The organism is Flavobacterium zepuense (assembly GCF_007097145.1).
Lineage (GTDB): Bacteria > Bacteroidota > Bacteroidia > Flavobacteriales > Flavobacteriaceae > Flavobacterium > Flavobacterium zepuense.
This window is the reverse complement of the sequence record NZ_VJVZ01000010.1, coordinates 185596-205126: the sequence shown is the minus strand read 5'-3', so window position 1 is coordinate 205126 and position 19531 is coordinate 185596. Positions and strand designations below refer to the sequence as shown.

Sequence of the window (19531 nt, the reverse complement as noted above, 5' to 3'; positions counted from 1 at the left end):
TTGTGCTTTTCTTAATCAAATATAAATAATTAAAGCCTTTGGCTCATTTGCTTTACCATTTTTTCTTTCCAGGCATAAAAATCGCCGGCAATAATATGCTCGCGTGCTTCGCGCACCAGCCACATATAAAATCCAAGGTTATGTATGGTAGCAATTTGCTTGCCTAAATATTCGTTAGAGGCAAAAAGGTGCCTCAAATATGCCTTAGTATACTCGGTGTCAACAAAGGTTATACCCATTTCGTCTATCGGGCTAAAATCATCCTCCCATTTCTTATTCTTAATGTTGATGCTACCGTTTGCTGTAAACAACATACCGTTACGGGCATTACGGGTAGGCATAACACAATCAAACATATCTATACCCAACGCAATATTCTCTAAAATATTTATTGGTGTACCCACGCCCATAAGGTAGCGTGGCTTATCTTCGGGTAAAATGGCGGTAACCACCTCGGTCATTGCATACATTTCTTCGGCAGGTTCGCCCACGCTTAGTCCGCCAATGGCGTTACCCACAGCACCGGCATTTGCAATATATTCGGCCGACTGCTGCCTTAAATCAGTATACGTACTACCCTGAACGATAGGGAAGAACGCCTGGCTGTAGCCGTACTTAAACGGAAGTTTATCCAGGTGGGTAATACAACGGTCTAACCAACGGTGCGTCATGTGCATGGAGCGTTTGGCATAACGGTAGTCGCACGGGTAGGGGGTACACTCATCAAATGCCATAATAATATCGGCGCCAATGGTACGCTGAATTTCCATTACGCTTTCGGGCGAAAAGAAATGGTACGACCCATCTATGTGAGATTTAAACTTAACACCTTCCTCTTTAATCTTGCGGTTAGCCGAAAGCGAGTATACCTGGTAACCGCCGCTATCGGTAAGGATGGGCCTGTCCCAGTTCATAAATTTATGGAGTCCGCCTGCTTTTTCCAGTATCTCGGTTTGCGGGCGAAGGTATAAGTGGTAGGTATTACCTAAAATAATATCGGGGTTAATATCGTCTTTAAGTTCGCGCTGGTGCACGCCTTTAACGGTACCCATGGTACCCACGGGCATGAATATCGGGGTTTGTATAACACCATGATCGGTAGTAAGGGTGCCTGCCCTTGCTTTACTAAGCGGGTCTTTTGTAACTAAATCAAATTTCATGGCGCAAAGATAGGAATTTAGAGCTCAGATTTTAAAGTTGGGAATTTAGATTTTAGAATTCCGAATTGAGTAGTGGAAATTTAAAAATGGTTACATTGTTATGTTGTTTTTTCATGTTACACCAAACATTAGAAGCGTAACTGAAAAGTCAAAATCCAAAAGTGAAATATTGCCGCTTTTTGACCCAAAAGTGACCTTAAATAGTGGTAAAAATGCTTATTTCAAAATCCGAAAGTGAAATATCAAGCACATTTTAGACACCACTTGAGAGATTTCAAATATCAATTATTTAAAAATTTAAAAGTGTAATTAAAACACTTGTAAACACTGAGGTTTCGGTGCATTTAGGACGTAAAATTATTTGCCAGTAGTAAAAAATAGAATTACTTTTGCGCCAGTTTAACTCAAACAACTACAATGAAGCCTAACACACAACAACTAAACGACTTAACTATTCAGGTAAGGAGAGACATTTTGCGCATGGTACATGCTGTAAACTCCGGCCACCCGGGCGGCTCGCTGGGCTGTACAGAATTTATGGTATCCCTTTACCAGGTTTTAATGGACCGCAAAGAAGGCTGGGATATGGATGGCCTTAACGAAGATATGTTCTTTTTAAGTAACGGACACATTTCGCCACTGTTTTACAGCGTTTTAGCACGTAGCGGCTACTTTCCGGTGGCAGAACTGGCTACGTTCCGTTTGCTGAATTCAAGGCTTCAGGGCCACCCAACAACACACGAAGGTTTACCGGGCGTACGTATTGCATCGGGTTCACTGGGCCAGGGCTTAAGCGTTGCTATTGGTGCTGCACAGGCTAAAAAGCTAAACGGCGATAAGCACTTAATTTACACCCTGCACGGCGATGGCGAACTACAGGAAGGCCAAAACTGGGAGGCTATTATGTATGCGTCTGCCTACAAAGTAGATAACCTTATTGCCACGGTAGACGTTAACGGTAAACAGATAGATGGCCCTACAGATGAGGTGCTTAACATGGGAAGCCTTAGCGCTAAATTTATAGCTTTCGGTTGGGATGTTGTAGAAATTCAGCTTGGTAACAACATAGAGGCTATTATTGCAGGTATGACAGAAGCTAAAGCTAAAACAGGGCAGGGCAGGCCGGTTTGTGTACTATTACATACAGAGATGGGTAATGGCGTTGATTACATGATGCACACCCATGCATGGCATGGTAAAGCACCTAACGATGCACAGCTTGAAACCGCTTTTTCTCAAAACATTAGCACACTGGGAGACTACTAGGCCCCCTAACCCCCCAAGGGGGAACTACGTACTTACTAAAGATCATAATAAATCCTATTTACCCCTAATAGGAATTCCCCCTTGGGGGGATAGGGGGCTGATATGACAAAATACACAAATACAGGAAATAAAGATACACGCTCTGGTTTTGGGGCGGGTTTGACTGAACTGGGCCAGACGAACGAAAATGTGGTTGCGCTTTGTGCCGACCTTATTGGTTCGTTAAAAATGGACGATTTTAAAAAGAACCACCCTGAGCGTTTTTTTCAGGTAGGTATTGCAGAGGCTAACATGATTGGTATGGCGGCTGGCCTTACCCTTGGCGGAAAAATTCCGTTTACGGGTACGTTTGCCAACTTCTCTACAGGAAGGGTTTACGACCAGATTCGCCAGAGTGTAGCTTATTCAGATAAGAACGTAAAAATATGTGCTTCGCACGCCGGTTTAACACTGGGCGAAGATGGTGCTACCCACCAGATATTAGAAGATATTGGTTTGATGAAGATGCTACCTGGCATGACGGTTATTAACACCTGCGATTACAACCAGACTAAAGCCGCCACTATTGCTATTGCAGCACACCACGGCCCTGTTTACCTGCGTTTCGGTCGCCCAAGCGTTGCTAACTTTACACCGGAAAATGGCGAGTTTAAAATAGGTAAGGCTGTGCTTTTAAGCGAGGGTACCGATGTTACTATTATCGCAACAGGCCACCTTGTTTGGGAGGCACTTATTGCTGCTGAGGCTCTTGAGGCTAAAGGCATTTCTGCCGAGGTTATTAACATACATACCATTAAGCCGCTTGATGATGAGGCTATCTTAAAATCGGTTGCTAAAACGGGTTGTGTGGTTACTGCCGAAGAGCATAACATACTTGGCGGACTTGGCGAAAGTGTTGCACGTGTACTATCGTTAAACAATCCTGCACCACAGGAGTTTGTTGCTGTACAGGACAGTTTTGGCGAAAGCGGAACTCCCGATCAGCTTATGGAAAAATACAAGCTAAACAACCAGGCTATTGAGGCTGCTGCCGAGAAAGTTATTGGCCGTAAAAAGTAATTTTGCAGTACTATATACCAATCCCGAAGTGAAAGCTTCGGGATTTTTTTGTTATTAACCTCAAGTATATCCACCCACCCAATAAATAAAAAAATCGTATTTTTGCGCCTGCAACTATCAACACACAAACATGACCACCCAACAGTTATTCGAACAAATACGGCTAAAACAATCGTTTCTAAGCGTTGGCCTGGATGTAGATCTTAATAAGATACCACAACACCTGCTGGATACCGAAGACCCAATATTTGAGTTTAACAAGGCCATTATAGATGCCACGCATGATCTTGCTGTGGCTTACAAACCCAACACCGCTTTTTTTGAGGCATACGGACTTAAAGGCTGGCATTCGCTGGAAAAAACCATTAAATACCTTAACGATAAACACCCTGAGGTATTTACCATTGCCGATGCCAAGCGTGGCGATATTGGCAATACATCTGCAATGTATGCAAAGGCATTTTTACATGATATGGCATTCGACTCTATTACTGTTGCGCCTTATATGGGTAAAGACAGTGTTGAGCCATTTTTAGCCATTAAAGATAAGTTTACCATACTGCTTGCACTTACAAGTAATGAGGGTGCTTTTGATTTCCAGACTAAAATGGCGGGCGATAAAGAACTGTACAAACAAGTATTGGAAACCTCTAAAACATGGGCGGGAAGCGAAAACCTTATGTATGTGGTTGGTGCAACTAAGGCCGAATATTTTACCGAGATCCGTAAGATTATACCTAACAGCTTTATCCTTGTTCCTGGGGTAGGGGCGCAGGGCGGTAGTCTGGAAGAGGTTTGTAAATATGGCATGAACAGCCAGGTTGGCCTGCTTGTAAATTCGTCGCGTGCTATAATTTATGCTTCTAATGGTACCGATTTTGCCGAAAAAGCAAGGGAAGAAGCCTTAAAAGTGCAGCAGGAAATGAATAAGATTTTGCTGGACAGGCAACTTGCCAAAATAGAATTGTAGTCACGCCACCCTGGAACTCTAAACCATAAACAATTAACTTGAAACAATATACGGATCAAACCGGTACTGCCATAACATTGCCTGCTGTGCCGTTGCGCATAGTAAGCCTTGTGCCGTCGCTTACAGAGCTGCTGTTTGACTTAGGGTTGGAAGACCGCCTTGTGGGTATAACCAAGTTTTGCGTGCACCCTTACCACTTAAAATCGACCAAAAAGATAGTAGGAGGTACAAAAAAAGTACATCCTGAAAAGATAAGGCTATTGCAGCCGGATATCATTATTTGCAATAAAGAAGAAAATACACAGGAAATTGTGGATACCATGCGAGAGATCGCCCCGGTATGGGTCAGCGATATTGTTACTATAGATGATGTACTTGCCATGATAACCGAGTTTGGCAAGATATTTAGCGTGCGCACCCAATCGCAACAATGGATTAATAAAATAAACTACGCCCAGGCCGATTTTAAGAAGTTCATGGAAGGGAGAGAGTGGCTAAAAACCGCCTATTTTATATGGAAAGACCCGTATATGGCAGCGGCTAACGGTACTTTTATAAACGAAATGATGAAGCTTAACCACTTTAGCAACATCTACGGGCATTTGCAGCGTTACCCCGAAGTGATCGTTCAAAAAATGCGAATTCAGGGCGACCCGGATGTGGTTTTCCTATCATCTGAACCTTACCCATTTAAAGATGAAGATGCTTTTGAGCTGGGCCGACATACGCACCATGCTAAAACCGTTTTTGTTGATGGTGAGATGTTTAGCTGGTACGGCAGCAGGCTGGTAAAAGCTTTTGACTATTTTAAAAAATTACAGGAGCGCATGCAGGAGCCTGCTTAATTTTACAATGGATTTTACCCACAGGCACGTTATCTTTAACAACCATTGCAGGCAGCTAATTGGCCTTAAGATCGTTAAGGTTAAATACGCCGAGGCTTTATCAAACATTCCTGATGCCGAGCCCCAATACAAAACCCATATTGATGACGTTGACAGCGTAGATTATGCTATTTTTCTATATACAGCAACAAACGATGTTATAGAGGTTTGTTGGGATACCCGTTTTGTTCAATACGAAATTGGTATTAGGATAAATGAGTCGGCGCCATCGCCCATTTATCGGCTGTGGGATGTTTCCAACCAAACTATGTGGAAAGGTATTTTAGCAGCAACCATTATCAATGTTACTATAGGCTGGCAGGAAATAAATACCTACAAACCGGGTCAAAAAGGCATTTTAGGGTTAACGCGTGCGCCTAAAACCATATCACCGCAGTACATAGTAATCGAATTTTCTAACAGGCAGTCTATATATGTAAGTGCGTCACAGTTTTTTGGTGGTGAGGAAGAAGCTTCCGGTATGCTATCCAACCTGCTTATCACAAATAACGAAGAGGTGGCACGACGGGTAAATATGATAGAATAGATTCAGATCCTGATGTTTGCGGACAAGCCTATTTGTATATATTTGGATTTTACTTTTAGATATGAAATACGTTAAACTACTTGCAGCATTTACATTTTTACTGTTATCGCAAATTTGCCATGCCCAAGATGATCCCATAAATAAAATTGAATACAGCGAGATTAACGGTGGTAAGGGAGGCGATAAAATACATCTTATCGTCACTAAAGATTCGCTTAGCTATTCGGCATCAGGAGGCAATTTAAAACCTTTTGTAAAGCATATACAAACACCAAAAGGTATGTGGAGTAAACTCACTGCTATTTTACCTTTCGACGGTTTTAAAATGGTTAAGAATGGCCGCTCGCAACTGTCTCAGGACGGTACCGATATTACCCTGGCGGTATTAAGCAATAATGTAAAGTATGTAGTGTTTAACGGGTATGACGATCCTGCCCATTATCAGGTTCTGATTCCGTTTATATCCTACCTTCAGGATGAGGTAATACCAAAAGCAAAAAAATAACCGCCTATTTAGCGGTCATGTTTTTATAAAGCGATACATATTGTGCGGCAGTTTCAAGGTTTTCATAACCTGTTTTACCAATGCGCCTTCCGTTTTTATCCAGTAGCACCACGAACGGAAAAAAGCCATCACGGTTGTACTTTTCGGCAAGTATTACTTTAGTGTCGTTAACATCAAAAGGTTCAGGCATACCTTTCTTTTGGGCAAAATCCGCGCGCAGCAGTACCCAGCTTTTTTCGGCTTCAGCCTTAAATTCGGCGCTTTCCCATACCAGTTCATCAAGCTTGGTACAATTGGTACACCATTCCGGTCCTGAGAACACCAATAAAATGTTCTTTCCCGTAGCGGCAGCCTTTTTCTTTGCAGCATCCAGGTCGGTATGCCATTCCTGGCTATAGCCCACAGTGTGCAGCAAAACAAACAATACAAAAAGCCACTTTTTCACCCTCTTATTTTTTCGCAAAAGTATAAAAGTAAACGGATTTTCAAAATCAATTTAACTATTAACGATAAAGTGCTAAACTATTGGCTGTAATCATCATACAGCAGCACCCAGTTATTATGGCCAAAGTAGTTCCAGTTTACACTGCCAAGATCAGTTTCAGGATTGGTAAATGCCTTAGAGGGATGATGGTTAAGTGCCACACTGCTAATTGCGTATACCGCTACATCCCTGCTATTTTTTGCATACCCTGCTTTAATTATTTGGGCCGCCTGCCAAATCATATCGGCACGGCCAGGCAGGTATTTAATTTGCAATGGTGTAAAATCATCACTGAGCTTGTAGTGTAAGTCCTCACCGGTTTTTTTATCGATCACTTTGTAAGTAAGCGTACCTTTTTTAAGGCGTAGCATCATGCGCCAGCTCAGGCGGTGGCCTTCTTCAGTCCATATAACATCGCCTTTAATAAACAGATGGCGTACAGGAAGGGCGAGCTGAATTATAAAATAGGGGATAAAAAAGTATCTAAGTAGTTTGTTGTTAGTGTTTTGTAATGTTTCAGGTTCCTTAATATCCTGCAAAGCAGGTTTCTTTCTGAAGAAAAATTTCCTTATTTCATCGGGTGGGAAAAAGAATACCAGGTAGCTTAACGAAAGAAACGGGAAGATGCCTATGTTTAGCGTAAGCCAGTTAAAGGTATGGAAGCCTACCGAGAGTATAGCAGCCGTTTTACGCGTTTTTTTAATAAGCAGCAGGGGCACAATGAGCAAATCGAAAAGTATGCCGCCATAGGCCACAAAAAGGTGGAAATAACGGTTGTGCAGCAGGAAGTTTAACCAGCTTATATTGAACTTACCTACTATAATTCCGGTTACGGTGCCGTTTAACCAGTCGGGGTACAATTTAGCCATCGAGGCAAAAAAGTACAGTATGGCTATCTGTAAAATAAACACCCACGAGTACCATTGTGGCATGCTGTAACGCTTTATAGAAGGTTTATGGTAGCTATCAAGGCTGGCATAGCGGTTTGCCGGTAAAACCAGCATAATAATGCACAGTAGCAATAAAAAGTAATGATGGTTGTTGTAAATTGTTTTCTGCATAAAATAGGTGCCTGCAAACAAAAATGTAAACAGCCCTAAAGAATACCGGTACAATAAGCCCGCTGCAATACCCAGAGCACTTACCGCCATAAGGCCGTAATACCAGTACATACCGTTGCCGGATGGGGGTTGCAGCCACTCAAAACCAATAAAAGTAAGGGTAACTTTTGGCTTTATGTAAATCTTATTAATTGTGCCGTTAGTAAGGTAATCTACACAATTCCATGCCAGTAGCAGGCCAAACAGAATCCTGAACGCTATAAGAGGCGCATTATCTGTCCTTTTAGTAAATTGTAGCCGCATAATGGAGTTTATGCTTTCAAAAATACGTAATTATCTTGCAATAATGGCTTTCCAGTTTTTTTGGTGGTACGCAAAAATAAGCAATGTTGCAGCAAGGGGTATGCCGGCCTCTATAAGTTCATCAATACGATTATCTAGTAAGGCATGCAGTAAAAAAATGGTAATGATTACTGGTAGTATTACTACTATGCCTAATGGCCTGGTTTTCGGTACAATTAGCATGAGCCCGGCGGCAATTTCTATACCGCCTACAATTTTTGTGAATCCGGAATTATATAATATACCTACAAGGGTGCGATATGCCTGCGGGACGGTACTGTTAAGCGGAAAGATAAATGAGGGCGATAAAAAGTGTTTGTCTACCCCGGTATATATGTAAAATATGCCAAGGGCTGCACTTAATATTGCTATTAGTACGGGTAAAAAAAACTTCATAGTTGTGTGGTGTGTTTGTGTTTTGGATAATGTTATTTTGTATTTACATCATTTAAGAAAAAATTAACATACAAATCTAATCAAAAATGTTAAAATGCAAAACATTTATCTCTAAACATGAGGCTTATAAGCTACTAAATGCGGTAAATACATATGCAAAATAAAAATGCCGGTAGTATAACTACCGGCATTCTTCTAACTAACCCTAACCAAATGTGAGAAAACCATTTATTGATATGCAAATTACCAAAAATAAATTGACCCTATTGTTAAGATAATGTTATTTGTATACTGTTGACTATTAAAATTTTAAGCTTTCTTATCCTGTAAGGCAAACACCTTTTTTAACAGGACAGAAGTACGTTCGTTTATGTTGTTTCTTATTTCTTTTTCTTCCACAGCTATCATTTTAAACACGCCTTCCAGTGCTTTATTTGTCACATAATCGGTAAGGTCGGGGTTAACCTTGGTAACCAGCGGTATAGCATTATATTTACTAATTATATTACTCCAAACCTTATCTGCGCCCACTTTACTAAACGACGATTTTATGACCGGGTTAAATTTAGAGTACAATTGCGTATTGGTTGTATTCTTTAAATAAGATGTAGCAGCCTGATCGTTACCCAGTAATATGGTTTTGGCATCATTAAAAGTCATGTTCTTTACTGCCGATACAAATATGGGCGTAGACTCTTTAACAGCATCTTCGGCGGCACGGTTCATCATTTTAAGGCCTTCATCGGCAAGGGAGCCTAAACCTATATCGCGCAGGGTTTTGTCTACTTTTTGTAATTCTGCCGGCAGCAGTATCTTAACCAGTTGGTTTTTATAAAAGCCATCGGTAGTAGTAAGTTTGGTAACCTGCTGGTTGATACCTTTATCTAAGGCTTCTTTAAGTCCGGCAGCAATATCGGCGTTAGATAAGGTGCCTGCAACCTGTGGCAGTTGTGAGGCAACCTGCTGTAATTCTGCACAGCCCGAAAACATAAGGCAAACAGCCATTAGTGGCGCTATAAGTTTTTTCATACGGATAAAATAAATTGATACTGTAAAGCAACTACTTTTTTAACAATTTACGAAGCTTGCCGTGATAAAGTTTTGGTAAAAGTTTCGATGTGATAGGGTATAAAAATCCATCAGATCTGATGCGGATTTAAATATAACATTCTGATATATAATTAGTCCTGCATTGAAAATACTTTCTTTAACAGGTCGGTTGTGCGGAATGCTGTATTGGTACGGATGTTCTTTTCTTCAACCGCTATCATTTTAAACACACCATCCATGGTTTTGTTGGTAACATAGTTTGTAAGGTCAGGGTTTACCTTAGTTACCAGCGGCAATGTGTTGTATTTAGCGATGATCTTTGCCCAAACGGCATCGGCACCCACATTGTTTAGCGACGTTTTAACCACTGGGCTAAACTTAGCGTATAAAGGCGTTGAGGTACTCTTTTGCAGGTATGTGGTAGCAGAATTATCGGCACCCATCAAAATGCCTTTAGCATCGGTAAGGGTCATGCTGGTAATGGCGTTTACAAAAATGGGAGTACCTTCTTTTACAGCATCTTCGGCAGCACGGTTAAGTACTTTAATGCCTTCATCGGCAAGGCTTGCCATGCCCACCTGGCGCAATTTTTTGTCTACTTTTTGCAATTCTTCGGGCAGTAATATTTTAACGGCCTCGTTTTTATAAAAGCCGTCTTCGGCAGTAAGTTTGGTAACCTGCTCTGTAACCCCTTTATTAAGAGCTTCTTTAAGAGCTGACCCAATTTCTGATGTGCCCAACGAGCCTGATTTTCCGGCGGTTATCTTATCCTTTGCTTTAGTTAAAACATTTTTAAGCTGTGCATTGGCAGTAGTGCTCATAGCGGTTACAGCCAGTACCGATAATAGTAATTTTTTCATTTTGTATAAAAGGTTTCTCAAAGATAAACAAAAACCATTCCTCATTATTACGCAGCCAAACAGCTTTGAGGTAAACAGGGTTTTAAGTGCGGTAAAAAATACAGCTAAATATCATTAGCGAAATGTGAAATTAGCTAAATATCGTTGTTTTTTATTTTATGTTAATTTTTAAATATATGATATTTAGTGTTTTATGTTGGTGGTTTGATTTTTGGATTTTAAAAAATCTACAAGATAAAATCCAATTGTAAAAACTTTTTTGAACATAAACTGCAATCTAAATTATAGTACTATAAGAAATATCAATCTCTGTTTTGATAAATATAATCTATCGAATTTTAAATTTGCTATATCAAAATCAATAACAACACAAAGAATCAAAGCATATGTCACAAGATAAACTTACCACGGCTTCCGGCCGCCCTTACGCCGAACACGAAAACTCTCAAACCGCCGGCCCACGCGGCCCCGTACTGTTACAAGATGTAATTTTGCACGAAAAAATGGCCCATTTTAACCGTGAGCGCATCCCGGAGAGGGTAGTGCATGCAAAAGGATCGGCGGCATTCGGAACATTTACCGTAACACATGATATTACTAAATATACAAAGGCTAAAATCTTTAGCAATGTAGGTAAACAAACAGGCTTGGTGCTGAGGTTCAGTACGGTAGGTGGCGAAAAAGGATCGGCAGATACAGAGCGCGATCCCCGTGGTTTTGCTATTAAATTTTATACCGAAGATGGCAACTGGGATCTTGTAGGCAACAATACACCGGTGTTCTTTGTTAAGGATGCCAAGAAGTTTAGCGACTTTATACACACGCAAAAGCGTGACCCACAGACCAATATGAAATCGCCAACGATGATGTGGGATTTCTGGTCGCTTAACCCTGAGAGCCTTCACCAGGTACTTACCCTGATGAGCGACAGGGGTACACCCGTAGGATACCGCCATATGCACGGTTTCGGGAGTCATACTTTTTCACTTATAAACGCTGAAAATGAGCGCTTTTACGTGAAATTCCATTTTATAACTGCGCAGGGAATCAGGAACTTTACCGATGCCGAAGCTGCTGAAATGAGAAGTAAAGACCCTGATTTTGCCCAGCGCGACCTGTTTGAAAACATAGAGCAGGGCAACTATCCAAAGTGGAATTTAAAAATACAGGTAATGCCTGCTGCCGAAGCTAAAACGTACCATATCAACGCTTTCGACCTTACAAAAGTGTGGCCACATGCCGATTATCCGCTTATAGATGTGGGTGTGCTGGAGCTTGATCGCAACCCATATAACTACTTTCAGGATGTGGAGCAAGCAGCATTTTCGCCATCGCGCATAGTAGATGGTATAGGTTTTTCGCCTGATAAAATGTTGCAGGGTAGGCTGTTAAGCTACCCTGATGCGCAACGTTACCGCCTGGGTACCAACTTTGAGCAGATACCCGTTAACCGCTGCCCGTTCGCTGTTAACAATTTTCATAGAGATGGGCAAATGCGCGTAGATGGCAACGGTGGAAGCAGGCCTAATTACTACCCTAATAGTTTTGATACCCTCTCACCTGATGAGAGTTACAAAGAACCTGCGGAAGAATTAGACAGCCTAACAGCCGACTGGTACGACCGTAATGCGCCGGGCGAGAACGACCATTATACCCAGCCTGGCAACCTCTTCAGGTTGATGGATTCACAGGCTAAACAAAACACAATCAGTAACATAGTGGGCGCAATGAGCGGCATTACAGGCCCTAAGCGCGAAGAGATAATCAACAGGCAGCTGTGCCACTGGTTCAGGGCAGATATTACACTGGGCATGGGCATAGCGCAAGGGCTTAACATTCAGTTAGATCCGGCCATGATGAGCAAGCATTAAGAGTTAATTAATAGGTGATTGGATTGATTAATTGTGGAGGTGAAAGCCCGCTAAGTTTTCTTAGTGGGCTTTTTTTGCACAGTTTTGGGTTAGTGGTTTAGGGTTCAGAGTTTCAATTTTTATGAAGCAAAAAAACTCGCAACTCGCAACGCTCAACCCGGAATTGCTTCAAAAAAAGGCTTGATATTTCACTTTTGGATTTTGAAATGTCCATTTTGACCCCAAAAAAGATACATTTTTATACCAAAAAAGGCTAATATTTCACTTTTGGATATTGAAATCAAGATTGAAAGATTTAAGATTTAAAATTCGCCACCTAAATCTCACTTCCAATTTAAAATTTGTGGTTTGAAATTTAAATTCATTTTTGGAATTTGCGATTTGAATTTGGAATTTGTTTTTTGGAATTTGCATTCAATATCAATTTTGGACTTCCAACTTCGGACCTCCAACTTTCGACTTTGCAACTCTGTAACTTTGCAACTTTAAAAAAAACTATACAGAAATCGTCTTACTCCCCATTTTAGATTTTTTGCCTTTCTCAAAAGTAAAATCTATCCGGCCTACATTTATGCCATAACACCCCACCTGGTTAATGATCACTTCTTCGCCGGCGCTGTTTTTCTCAATGTAGGGTTTGGTTAAAAAAGTATGGGTATGCCCGCCAATGATCAGGTCGATATCTTTAGTGGCGCGTGCCAGCACAAGGTCAGACACTTTATTTGGCTCGTTGGCATAAATAAAGCCCAGGTGTGAGAGGCATATCACAAGGTCGCATTTCTCTGTGTGGCGCAGGGTACGCGCCATATCCTGTGCGGTGCCAATAGGGTCGTTGTACACCGTTTCTTTATACAGGTTTTTGTTAACCAGTCCGTTAAGTTCAATCCCTAAACCAAAAATGCCTATTTTCAGTCCGTCCTTATAAAAAATCTTGTATGGCTTCACAATGCCATCCAGCACGGTGTTCTTAAAATTGTAGTTGGCACATACAAAATCAAATTTTGCGTGGGGCAATTGCAGCTTAAAACCATCAATGCCGTTATCAAAATCGTGGTTGCCCATGGTAGCCAGGTCATACTGCATCATGCTCATGAGCTTAAACTCCAGTTCGCCGCCATAATAATTAAAGTAGGGCGTACCCTGAAAAACATCCCCGGCATCCAGCAGCAGTACGTTAGGCTCTTCGCGCCTTACCTGCTCAATAAGCGAAGCCCTGCGCGCAGCGCCGCCCATATTGGGGAATTTAGGGTCGTCTATGGGGAACGGGTCTATATGGCTGTGCACATCGTTAGTGTGCAATATGGTAATCTTTTTGGTCTCAGGCTCTGCAAAGCTGCTAAGCGATAACCCGCCCAGTACCAGTGCGCTGCCTGCCGCAGTTTTCTGTATAAATTCCCTTCTTTTCATGGTTTCTGTGTTACTATACGTTCAGTACGGATTATGGGCAGCGTATCTACCTCCTTAAAATAATCAATATACACGTCGCGCAGTTTATAAGTAAGGTCGTAAGTGGCAACGGCATTGCCAAGAAACGTCATACTGTCGCCGCCGTTTACCAAATAGTCAGATGTTGCAATGTTGTATATCTTCTCGGGCTGCAAAGGCTTGCCTTGAATGGTAACAGTTTTAACCGAGTCATTTTCATCTAAAACAATCAGCATGCCGGCCAGTGGATGCGGCTTCTTTTCACGGGCAATGTACTGCGCCATTTCCATTACCTGTTCGCCTTTAAGGGCAACTACCATAAGGCTGTTCTCAAAAGGCATTACCTCAAAAGCAGTGCGGGCAGTAACCGGCCCTTTAGCAATTACAGATCGTATACCGCCGTGGTTAAGCAGGCAAATATCTAAATTTCGGTTCTCCCGGGTTTTAATCAGGGTGGCAGCTTTATCAAAAGTAACATCTGCCAAAAGGTTACCTATCGTAGTTTGCCAGCCGTTAATGGTATTGGTTTTATCCATCGTTTCAGGGCAGTAGACCAAAACGCTGTCCAGGTCTTTATTAATGTGGGTGCGGTAGGGTGCCACATAATCTTCAATGGCGTGGTTATTGCTATATTCGGCAGATATCGGGAGCTTTTTCCCCTCAATCGCGGTAGCATAAAATGCAGGTGCACCGCACGAAATTAAAAGGGCCGTTGTTAAAAATAAAACAAACCCGCTGCGGTATGTGTTATACTTTTTAGATATTCTCATTGCGGTTGACCTTTTTATTCGATATTTTTGCATTCGGCAATAAAAGTACTATGTTTTTGAAGTTTATTAAAGATTTTGGCCTTAAAAAGATTGTTAAGAAAAGCTTACTCAACTACAAGGCTGCCACATCTGCCGGTAAAATTGTTACCGTAGGTGTACTTATAGATGAAACGTACTTTACGCAAAAAGAGGCCCTTATAAGAGAGCTGGTAAGCAACGGCATACAGCGCAGCAATATAGATACCCTTAGCTTTAAAGATAAGCTAAAAAAGGGCGAAGTGATGGACTGCTGCTACCTTACCCGTGCCGACATATCATCGGCAGGCGATTTTACTAAGGAAGATGTATCGGCGTTCATCAATAAGCCTTTTGACATCCTTATAAGCTATTATGATGTGGGCAAGGCGCCGCTGGAGCTGGCCACCCTAAAAAGCCAGGCTAAATTTAAGGCAGGCTTTAGCACGGTAGATAACCGCCTTAACACCTTTATGATTAAAACCCTGGCCGAAAAGTACAAAGAGTTTGTAACAGAGCTATTTAAATATTTAAAAATACTAAACAAATTATAACCATGCAGTCATTAACAGGTACGGGCGTTGCGCTTATTACCCCTTTTAAAAAAGACCTATCTGTAGATACAGAGGCTCTTGAAAGAATTGTTAACTATCAGATAGACGGCGGTATAGACTATCTTGTGGTATTAGGTACCACAGGCGAGCCTGCCACTATGGATAAAGATGAAAAGGAACTTGTTATAAAGACGGTTATAAAGGCAAACAACGGCAGGCTGCCCCTTGTTTTAGGAGTGGGCAGCAACAATACTAAAGAGGTAGCCGATGAACTTATATCGCGCGACCTATCGGCGTTTACGGCAATCCTATCGGTATCGCCTTATTATAATAAGCCTACTCAGGAGGGTATTTACCAGCATTTTAAAGCCGTGGCGCAGGCATCTCCGCTACCGGTTATCTTGTATAACGTACCCGGCCGTACGGCAAGCAACATGCTGCCCGAAACGGTTTTTAGGCTGGCGAATGATTTTAGCAACATAGTAGGCATTAAAGAAGCCGCGGGCGATATTGTACAGGCCATGCGCCTTATACAGGGCAAGCCTGATGGTTTCCTTGTAATATCGGGCGATGATATGGTAACGCTGCCGATGGTTTTGGCCGGTGGGGCAGGGGTAATCTCGGTAATCGCCGAAGGTTTTCCTAAGCAGTTCTCGCAAATGGTTAAGCTGGGCTTAGAGCGCAGGGTAGATGAGGCCTATAAGCTGCATTATGAGATTGCCGACTCGATAGACATGATTTTTGAGCAGGGCAACCCGGCAGGCATCAAGCATATTTTTAAAGAACTGGGCCTTTGCGACGATGTGGTAAGGCTTCCGTTAGTAAATATTAATGATGATTTAGCGGCCAGGCTATCGGCCTTTGTAAATAAGTTACATCCCGCAGCTGTACAATAAAACAGTAAAAATACAGTTTAAAGAAAGGTGCCAAATACGGCATCTTTTTTTATGTGAGATACGCATGAAAAAAAGATTTTTTATTCTGTAATTATTAACTAATTTTGCAGTTGCTTTTACAACAGCCGCTGCACAGCCGCTTAACCTTTATTTATGGCAAGATTTTTTTACATACTTCTTTTCGCTTTAACGCTAACATCATGCAGCGAATTTCAAAAAGCATTAAAGTCGGAAGACGTTAAAACGAAATATGAAGTGGCCGAGAAGCTTTATACCGATGGAAAATACATGAAGGCTATTCGCCTTTTTGAGCAGATAGCGCCATCGTATGCAGGTAAGCCACAGGCCGAAAAAATGTTTTTTATGTATAGTGATGCATTGTACAAAACAAAGCAATATTACACGGCAGGTTATCAGTTTGAAAAATTCTCTGCCGGTTACCCGCGCAGCCAGAAGGCCGAAGAGGCATTGTTCCTTGGGGCAAAAAGCTACTACCACCTGTCGCCACGCTACTCGTTAGACCAGGTAGATACCTACAAGGCATTAGATAAAATGCAGGCGTTTATAGACAGCTACCCTACATCGCAATACATGCCGGAGGCTAACCAATTAGTAAAGGAGCTAAGGGAAAAACTAGAGAAGAAAGCATTTGAGATAGCAAAGCAATATTATGATACTGCCGAATATTTTGGCGATTACAATGCTGCCATTAAAACCTTTGATAATTTTATTATCGATTTTCCGGGTACATCGCTTAAAGAAGATGCGCTTTATTTAAAGTTCGATTCTTCGTACCAGCTGGCAATAAACAGTATCCAGACAAAAATGCAGGAGCGCCTCGTGGCTGCAAAAGCAAATTATGCTGCACTGGTTAAATTTAAAAGCGACACAAAATACAAAGCACAGGCCGATGCCATGCTTACTAAGATAGATACTGAATTAGAGAAATTTTCAAAATAACGAGTCATGGATTTAAAAAAAACAACTGCTCCCGTAAATACAACTACCTACAATAAGACTACCATTGAGGAGCCTACCGGTAATGTATATGAGGCAATTACCATAATTGCTAAAAGGGCTAACCAGATTAATACAGAGATCAAGAAAGAACTGATCGAAAAGCTTGAGGAGTTTGCTACCTACAATGACAGCCTTGAGGAAATTTTTGAAAATAAGGAGCAGATAGAAGTTTCTAAGTTTTACGAAAAACTACCTAAGCCACACGCTCTTGCAGTACAGGAGTGGTTAGAAGGTAAGATTTCTTACAGGGATCCTAACAAACAATAATACACCTTAAAAGATGTCTGTTTTAAGCGGTAAAAAAATATTACTCGGCATTTCCGGGGGCATTGCCGCATACAAAACAGCGTCGCTGGTAAGGCTTTTTATAAAAGCAGGCGCACATGTAAAAGTAGTCATGACGCCTGCTTCTAAAGATTTTATTACCCCGCTTACCCTTTCTACGCTTTCTAAAAACCCCGTTTACTCTTCCTTTTACCATGAAGAAGACGAAAACGCCGTTTGGAACAACCACGTAGACCTTGGCCTTTGGGCCGACCTCTTTGTAATTGCCCCGGCCACGGCCAATACCCTATCTAAAATGGTAACAGGCAATTCAGATAATATCCTTATTGCTACCTATCTTTCGGCTAAATGCCCGGTGTATGTTGCCCCGGCAATGGATCTGGATATGTACAAGCACCCCTCTACAAAAGAAAGTTTCAGGCAACTGGAATCCTATGGCAACAAAGTGATCCCGGCAGAATCGGGCGAGCTTGCCAGCGGGCTTTCCGGCGAAGGCCGCATGGCAGAACCCGAAAATATTGTAGCATTTTTAGAAAAGGATATTGAGGGTAAACTACCGCTTCGCACAAAAAAAATACTGGTAACTGCCGGCCCCACATACGAACCTATAGACCCCGTGCGTTTTATAGGTAACCATTCGTCGGGCAAAATGGGTTTTGATATTGCCAAAGCCGCCGCTAACGAGGGTGCACAGGTAATTTTAGTTACCGGCCCCACGCATTTAGAGTTAAAGCACCCTATGGTAAAGGTGGTTAAGGTAACGTCGTCTGAAGAGATGTATAAGGCCTGCCATAAGTATTTTGGCACTGTAGATGCCGCCGTGGCCGCCGCTGCCGTAGCCGATTACAGGCCTGCAACCGTAGCGCCGCAAAAAATAAAAAAGAGCGAAAGCACGTTAACGCTACAGCTGGAAAAAACAAAAGACATACTGGCATCCCTCGGCGAAAAGAAGATGCACCAGTTTTTAGTGGGTTTTGCGTTAGAGACCGAGAATGAAACTGAAAATGCAAAGCTAAAGATCACGAAAAAAAACTTAGATTTGATTGTTTTAAACTCATTAAATGATAGGGGAGCCGGTTTTGGCAGCGCTACTAACAAAGTAACGTTTATAGACAAAAACTTTAACGAAGAGCCCATGGAACTTAAAACAAAAGAAGAAGTGGCACAGGATATTATAAACAAGATAAAAAATACATACAATGCATAAATGGATAGGGCTATTATTGCTGGTAGGCTTTTCTTATACCGCAAAGGCACAGGAGCTTAATTGCAAGGTTAGCGTAAGCTTTGACCGTATTACCGATGCCAACCCGCAAATATTTAAAACGCTCGAAAAATCGTTACAGGATTTTGTAAACAATACCCGCTGGACAACCCGCAACTTTGGCAGGAGCGAGCGTATTGAGTGCTCCATGCTGTTTAACATCTCGGCGTACGACAATAACAGTTTTACTGCCATGATGCAGGTAGCTTCATCAAGGCCAGTGTTTAATTCTACCTACCAGTCGCCGGTATTAAATATTAACGATAAAGATGTATCGTTCAGGTATAACGAGGGTGAGAACCTTATTTTTAACCCCAATTCGTTCGACTCTAACCTTGTGGCGCTTGTGGCATTTTATGCTAACATGATCATTGCCGTAGATGCTGATACCTACTCTGAAGAAGGCGGTACCGATTATTACCAGGCAGCACAAAACATTGTGAGTATATCGCAAAGCGGTGGCAAGGGCTGGACACAGCAGGATGGTAACCAAAGCCGTTATTTTCTGGTAAACGATGTACTTTCTAATACCTACAAACCTTTTAGGGAGGCGCAATATGCCTACCACAGGGTAGCACTTGATAAAATGGCCGATAACCAGAAAGAAGGCAAGGAAAAAGCTATTATCGCTATAAAAAAGCTGGCCGAGTTACACAAAGTACGCCCCAATGCGTTTTTAACCCGCGTTTTCTTTGATGCCAAGTCAGATGAAATAGTGGCAATGTTCTCCGGAGGGCCTAACGTGCCTATAAATGAACTACAGGATGTGCTAAACCGCGTTTCACCTATGAACGGCTCTAAATGGGGTAAGCTTAGGTAAACTGAACATAAATAAAATCATAAGGAA

21 protein-coding genes are annotated in these 19531 nt (G+C 41.9%); 13 read left to right on the top strand and 8 right to left on the bottom strand.

Annotated elements, in window-relative coordinates; translation table 11 throughout:
- Nucleotides 1-29: 29 nt before the first annotated feature.
- Nucleotides 30-1160 carry a tRNA guanosine(34) transglycosylase Tgt gene (gene tgt / locus FMM05_RS15640; RefSeq protein ID WP_143374334.1) on the bottom strand — a complete coding sequence of 377 codons (1131 nt, stop codon included), beginning with the start codon at nt 1158-1160 and terminating at the stop codon, nt 30-32.
- 417 nt (nt 1161-1577) lie between these two features.
- Here tgt and FMM05_RS15635 point away from each other — a divergent pair, with 417 nt between their 5' ends.
- The 6 genes from FMM05_RS15635 to FMM05_RS15610 all read left to right on the top strand — a co-directional run bounded on the left by FMM05_RS15635 (nt 1578) and on the right by FMM05_RS15610 (nt 6391).
- The gene (locus tag FMM05_RS15635; RefSeq protein WP_143374333.1) at nt 1578-2426 is read left to right on the top strand and encodes a transketolase; all 849 of its coding nucleotides are present in this window, start codon (nt 1578-1580) and stop codon (nt 2424-2426) included.
- Nucleotides 2427-2528: 102 nt separating this feature from the next.
- Nucleotides 2529-3485: a transketolase family protein gene (locus tag FMM05_RS15630; RefSeq protein ID WP_143374332.1), complete on the top strand. Its 957-nt coding sequence runs from the start codon at nt 2529-2531 to the stop codon at nt 3483-3485.
- A 130-nt stretch (nt 3486-3615) separates the two neighbouring features.
- Nucleotides 3616-4455, top strand: coding sequence for an orotidine-5'-phosphate decarboxylase (pyrF, locus tag FMM05_RS15625; protein ID WP_143374331.1), 840 nt, complete (start codon nt 3616-3618; stop codon nt 4453-4455).
- Between the two features lie 38 nt (nt 4456-4493).
- Nucleotides 4494-5300 carry a helical backbone metal receptor gene (locus FMM05_RS15620; protein ID WP_143374330.1) on the top strand — a complete coding sequence of 269 codons (807 nt, stop codon included), beginning with the start codon at nt 4494-4496 and terminating at the stop codon, nt 5298-5300.
- A 7-nt stretch (nt 5301-5307) separates the two neighbouring features.
- Complete coding sequence (locus FMM05_RS15615; RefSeq protein WP_143374329.1) at nt 5308-5886, top strand: hypothetical protein; 579 nt, start codon at nt 5308-5310, stop codon at nt 5884-5886.
- Nucleotides 5887-5947: 61 nt separating this feature from the next.
- Nucleotides 5948-6391 carry a hypothetical protein gene (locus FMM05_RS15610; protein WP_143374328.1) on the top strand — a complete coding sequence of 148 codons (444 nt, stop codon included), beginning with the start codon at nt 5948-5950 and terminating at the stop codon, nt 6389-6391.
- A 4-nt stretch (nt 6392-6395) separates the two neighbouring features.
- Here the strand turns inward: FMM05_RS15610 and FMM05_RS15605 are convergent, their stop codons facing one another.
- The 5 genes from FMM05_RS15605 to FMM05_RS15585 all read right to left on the bottom strand — a co-directional run bounded on the left by FMM05_RS15605 (nt 6396) and on the right by FMM05_RS15585 (nt 10584).
- Nucleotides 6396-6836 carry a thioredoxin family protein gene (locus tag FMM05_RS15605; protein WP_143374327.1) on the bottom strand — a complete coding sequence of 147 codons (441 nt, stop codon included), beginning with the start codon at nt 6834-6836 and terminating at the stop codon, nt 6396-6398.
- A gap of 77 nt (nt 6837-6913) precedes the next feature.
- Nucleotides 6914-8239 carry an HTTM domain-containing protein gene (locus tag FMM05_RS15600; RefSeq protein ID WP_143374326.1) on the bottom strand — a complete coding sequence of 442 codons (1326 nt, stop codon included), beginning with the start codon at nt 8237-8239 and terminating at the stop codon, nt 6914-6916.
- A gap of 30 nt (nt 8240-8269) precedes the next feature.
- A complete protein-coding gene (locus FMM05_RS15595; protein ID WP_143374325.1) occupies nt 8270-8674 on the bottom strand; it encodes a MauE/DoxX family redox-associated membrane protein in 405 nt (134 codons plus the stop codon).
- 309 nt (nt 8675-8983) lie between these two features.
- The gene (locus FMM05_RS15590) at nt 8984-9703 is read right to left on the bottom strand and encodes a DUF4197 domain-containing protein (RefSeq protein WP_143374324.1); all 720 of its coding nucleotides are present in this window, start codon (nt 9701-9703) and stop codon (nt 8984-8986) included.
- Between the two features lie 152 nt (nt 9704-9855).
- Nucleotides 9856-10584, bottom strand: a complete 729-nt coding sequence (locus tag FMM05_RS15585) for a DUF4197 domain-containing protein (RefSeq protein WP_143374323.1) — start codon at nt 10582-10584, stop codon at nt 9856-9858.
- 386 nt (nt 10585-10970) lie between these two features.
- Here FMM05_RS15585 and FMM05_RS15580 point away from each other — a divergent pair, with 386 nt between their 5' ends.
- Complete coding sequence (locus tag FMM05_RS15580; RefSeq protein WP_143374322.1) at nt 10971-12455, top strand: catalase; 1485 nt, start codon at nt 10971-10973, stop codon at nt 12453-12455.
- Between the two features lie 495 nt (nt 12456-12950).
- Here the strand turns inward: FMM05_RS15580 and FMM05_RS15575 are convergent, their stop codons facing one another.
- Together FMM05_RS15575 and FMM05_RS15570 are read right to left on the bottom strand one after the other, a co-directional pair.
- Nucleotides 12951-13862: a bifunctional metallophosphatase/5'-nucleotidase gene (locus FMM05_RS15575; protein WP_143374321.1), complete on the bottom strand. Its 912-nt coding sequence runs from the start codon at nt 13860-13862 to the stop codon at nt 12951-12953.
- Nucleotides 13859-14650 (bottom strand): 5'-nucleotidase C-terminal domain-containing protein, encoded by a 792-nt coding sequence (locus FMM05_RS15570; RefSeq protein ID WP_143374320.1) that lies wholly within the window; start codon nt 14648-14650, stop codon nt 13859-13861. Before FMM05_RS15570 ends, FMM05_RS15575 begins: the two co-directional genes overlap by 4 nt.
- A gap of 50 nt (nt 14651-14700) precedes the next feature.
- On the opposite strand from FMM05_RS15570, the gene FMM05_RS15565 reads away from it, so the two are divergent.
- The 6 genes from FMM05_RS15565 to porD all read left to right on the top strand — a co-directional run bounded on the left by FMM05_RS15565 (nt 14701) and on the right by porD (nt 19504).
- Nucleotides 14701-15219 (top strand): DUF6913 domain-containing protein, encoded by a 519-nt coding sequence (locus FMM05_RS15565; RefSeq protein WP_143374319.1) that lies wholly within the window; start codon nt 14701-14703, stop codon nt 15217-15219.
- A 2-nt stretch (nt 15220-15221) separates the two neighbouring features.
- Nucleotides 15222-16115: a 4-hydroxy-tetrahydrodipicolinate synthase gene (gene dapA / locus FMM05_RS15560; protein WP_143374318.1), complete on the top strand. Its 894-nt coding sequence runs from the start codon at nt 15222-15224 to the stop codon at nt 16113-16115.
- A 153-nt stretch (nt 16116-16268) separates the two neighbouring features.
- Nucleotides 16269-17075 carry an outer membrane protein assembly factor BamD gene (locus FMM05_RS15555; RefSeq protein WP_143374317.1) on the top strand — a complete coding sequence of 269 codons (807 nt, stop codon included), beginning with the start codon at nt 16269-16271 and terminating at the stop codon, nt 17073-17075.
- 6 nt (nt 17076-17081) lie between these two features.
- A complete protein-coding gene (locus FMM05_RS15550; protein WP_143374316.1) occupies nt 17082-17402 on the top strand; it encodes a DNA-directed RNA polymerase subunit omega in 321 nt (106 codons plus the stop codon).
- 13 nt (nt 17403-17415) lie between these two features.
- Nucleotides 17416-18627: a bifunctional phosphopantothenoylcysteine decarboxylase/phosphopantothenate--cysteine ligase CoaBC gene (gene coaBC / locus FMM05_RS15545; protein WP_143374315.1), complete on the top strand. Its 1212-nt coding sequence runs from the start codon at nt 17416-17418 to the stop codon at nt 18625-18627.
- Nucleotides 18620-19504 carry a type IX secretion system protein PorD gene (gene porD, locus FMM05_RS15540; RefSeq protein ID WP_143374314.1) on the top strand — a complete coding sequence of 295 codons (885 nt, stop codon included), beginning with the start codon at nt 18620-18622 and terminating at the stop codon, nt 19502-19504. The genes coaBC and porD overlap by 8 nt, the downstream gene beginning before the upstream one ends.
- The last annotated feature ends 27 nt before the right edge of the window (nt 19505-19531 follow it).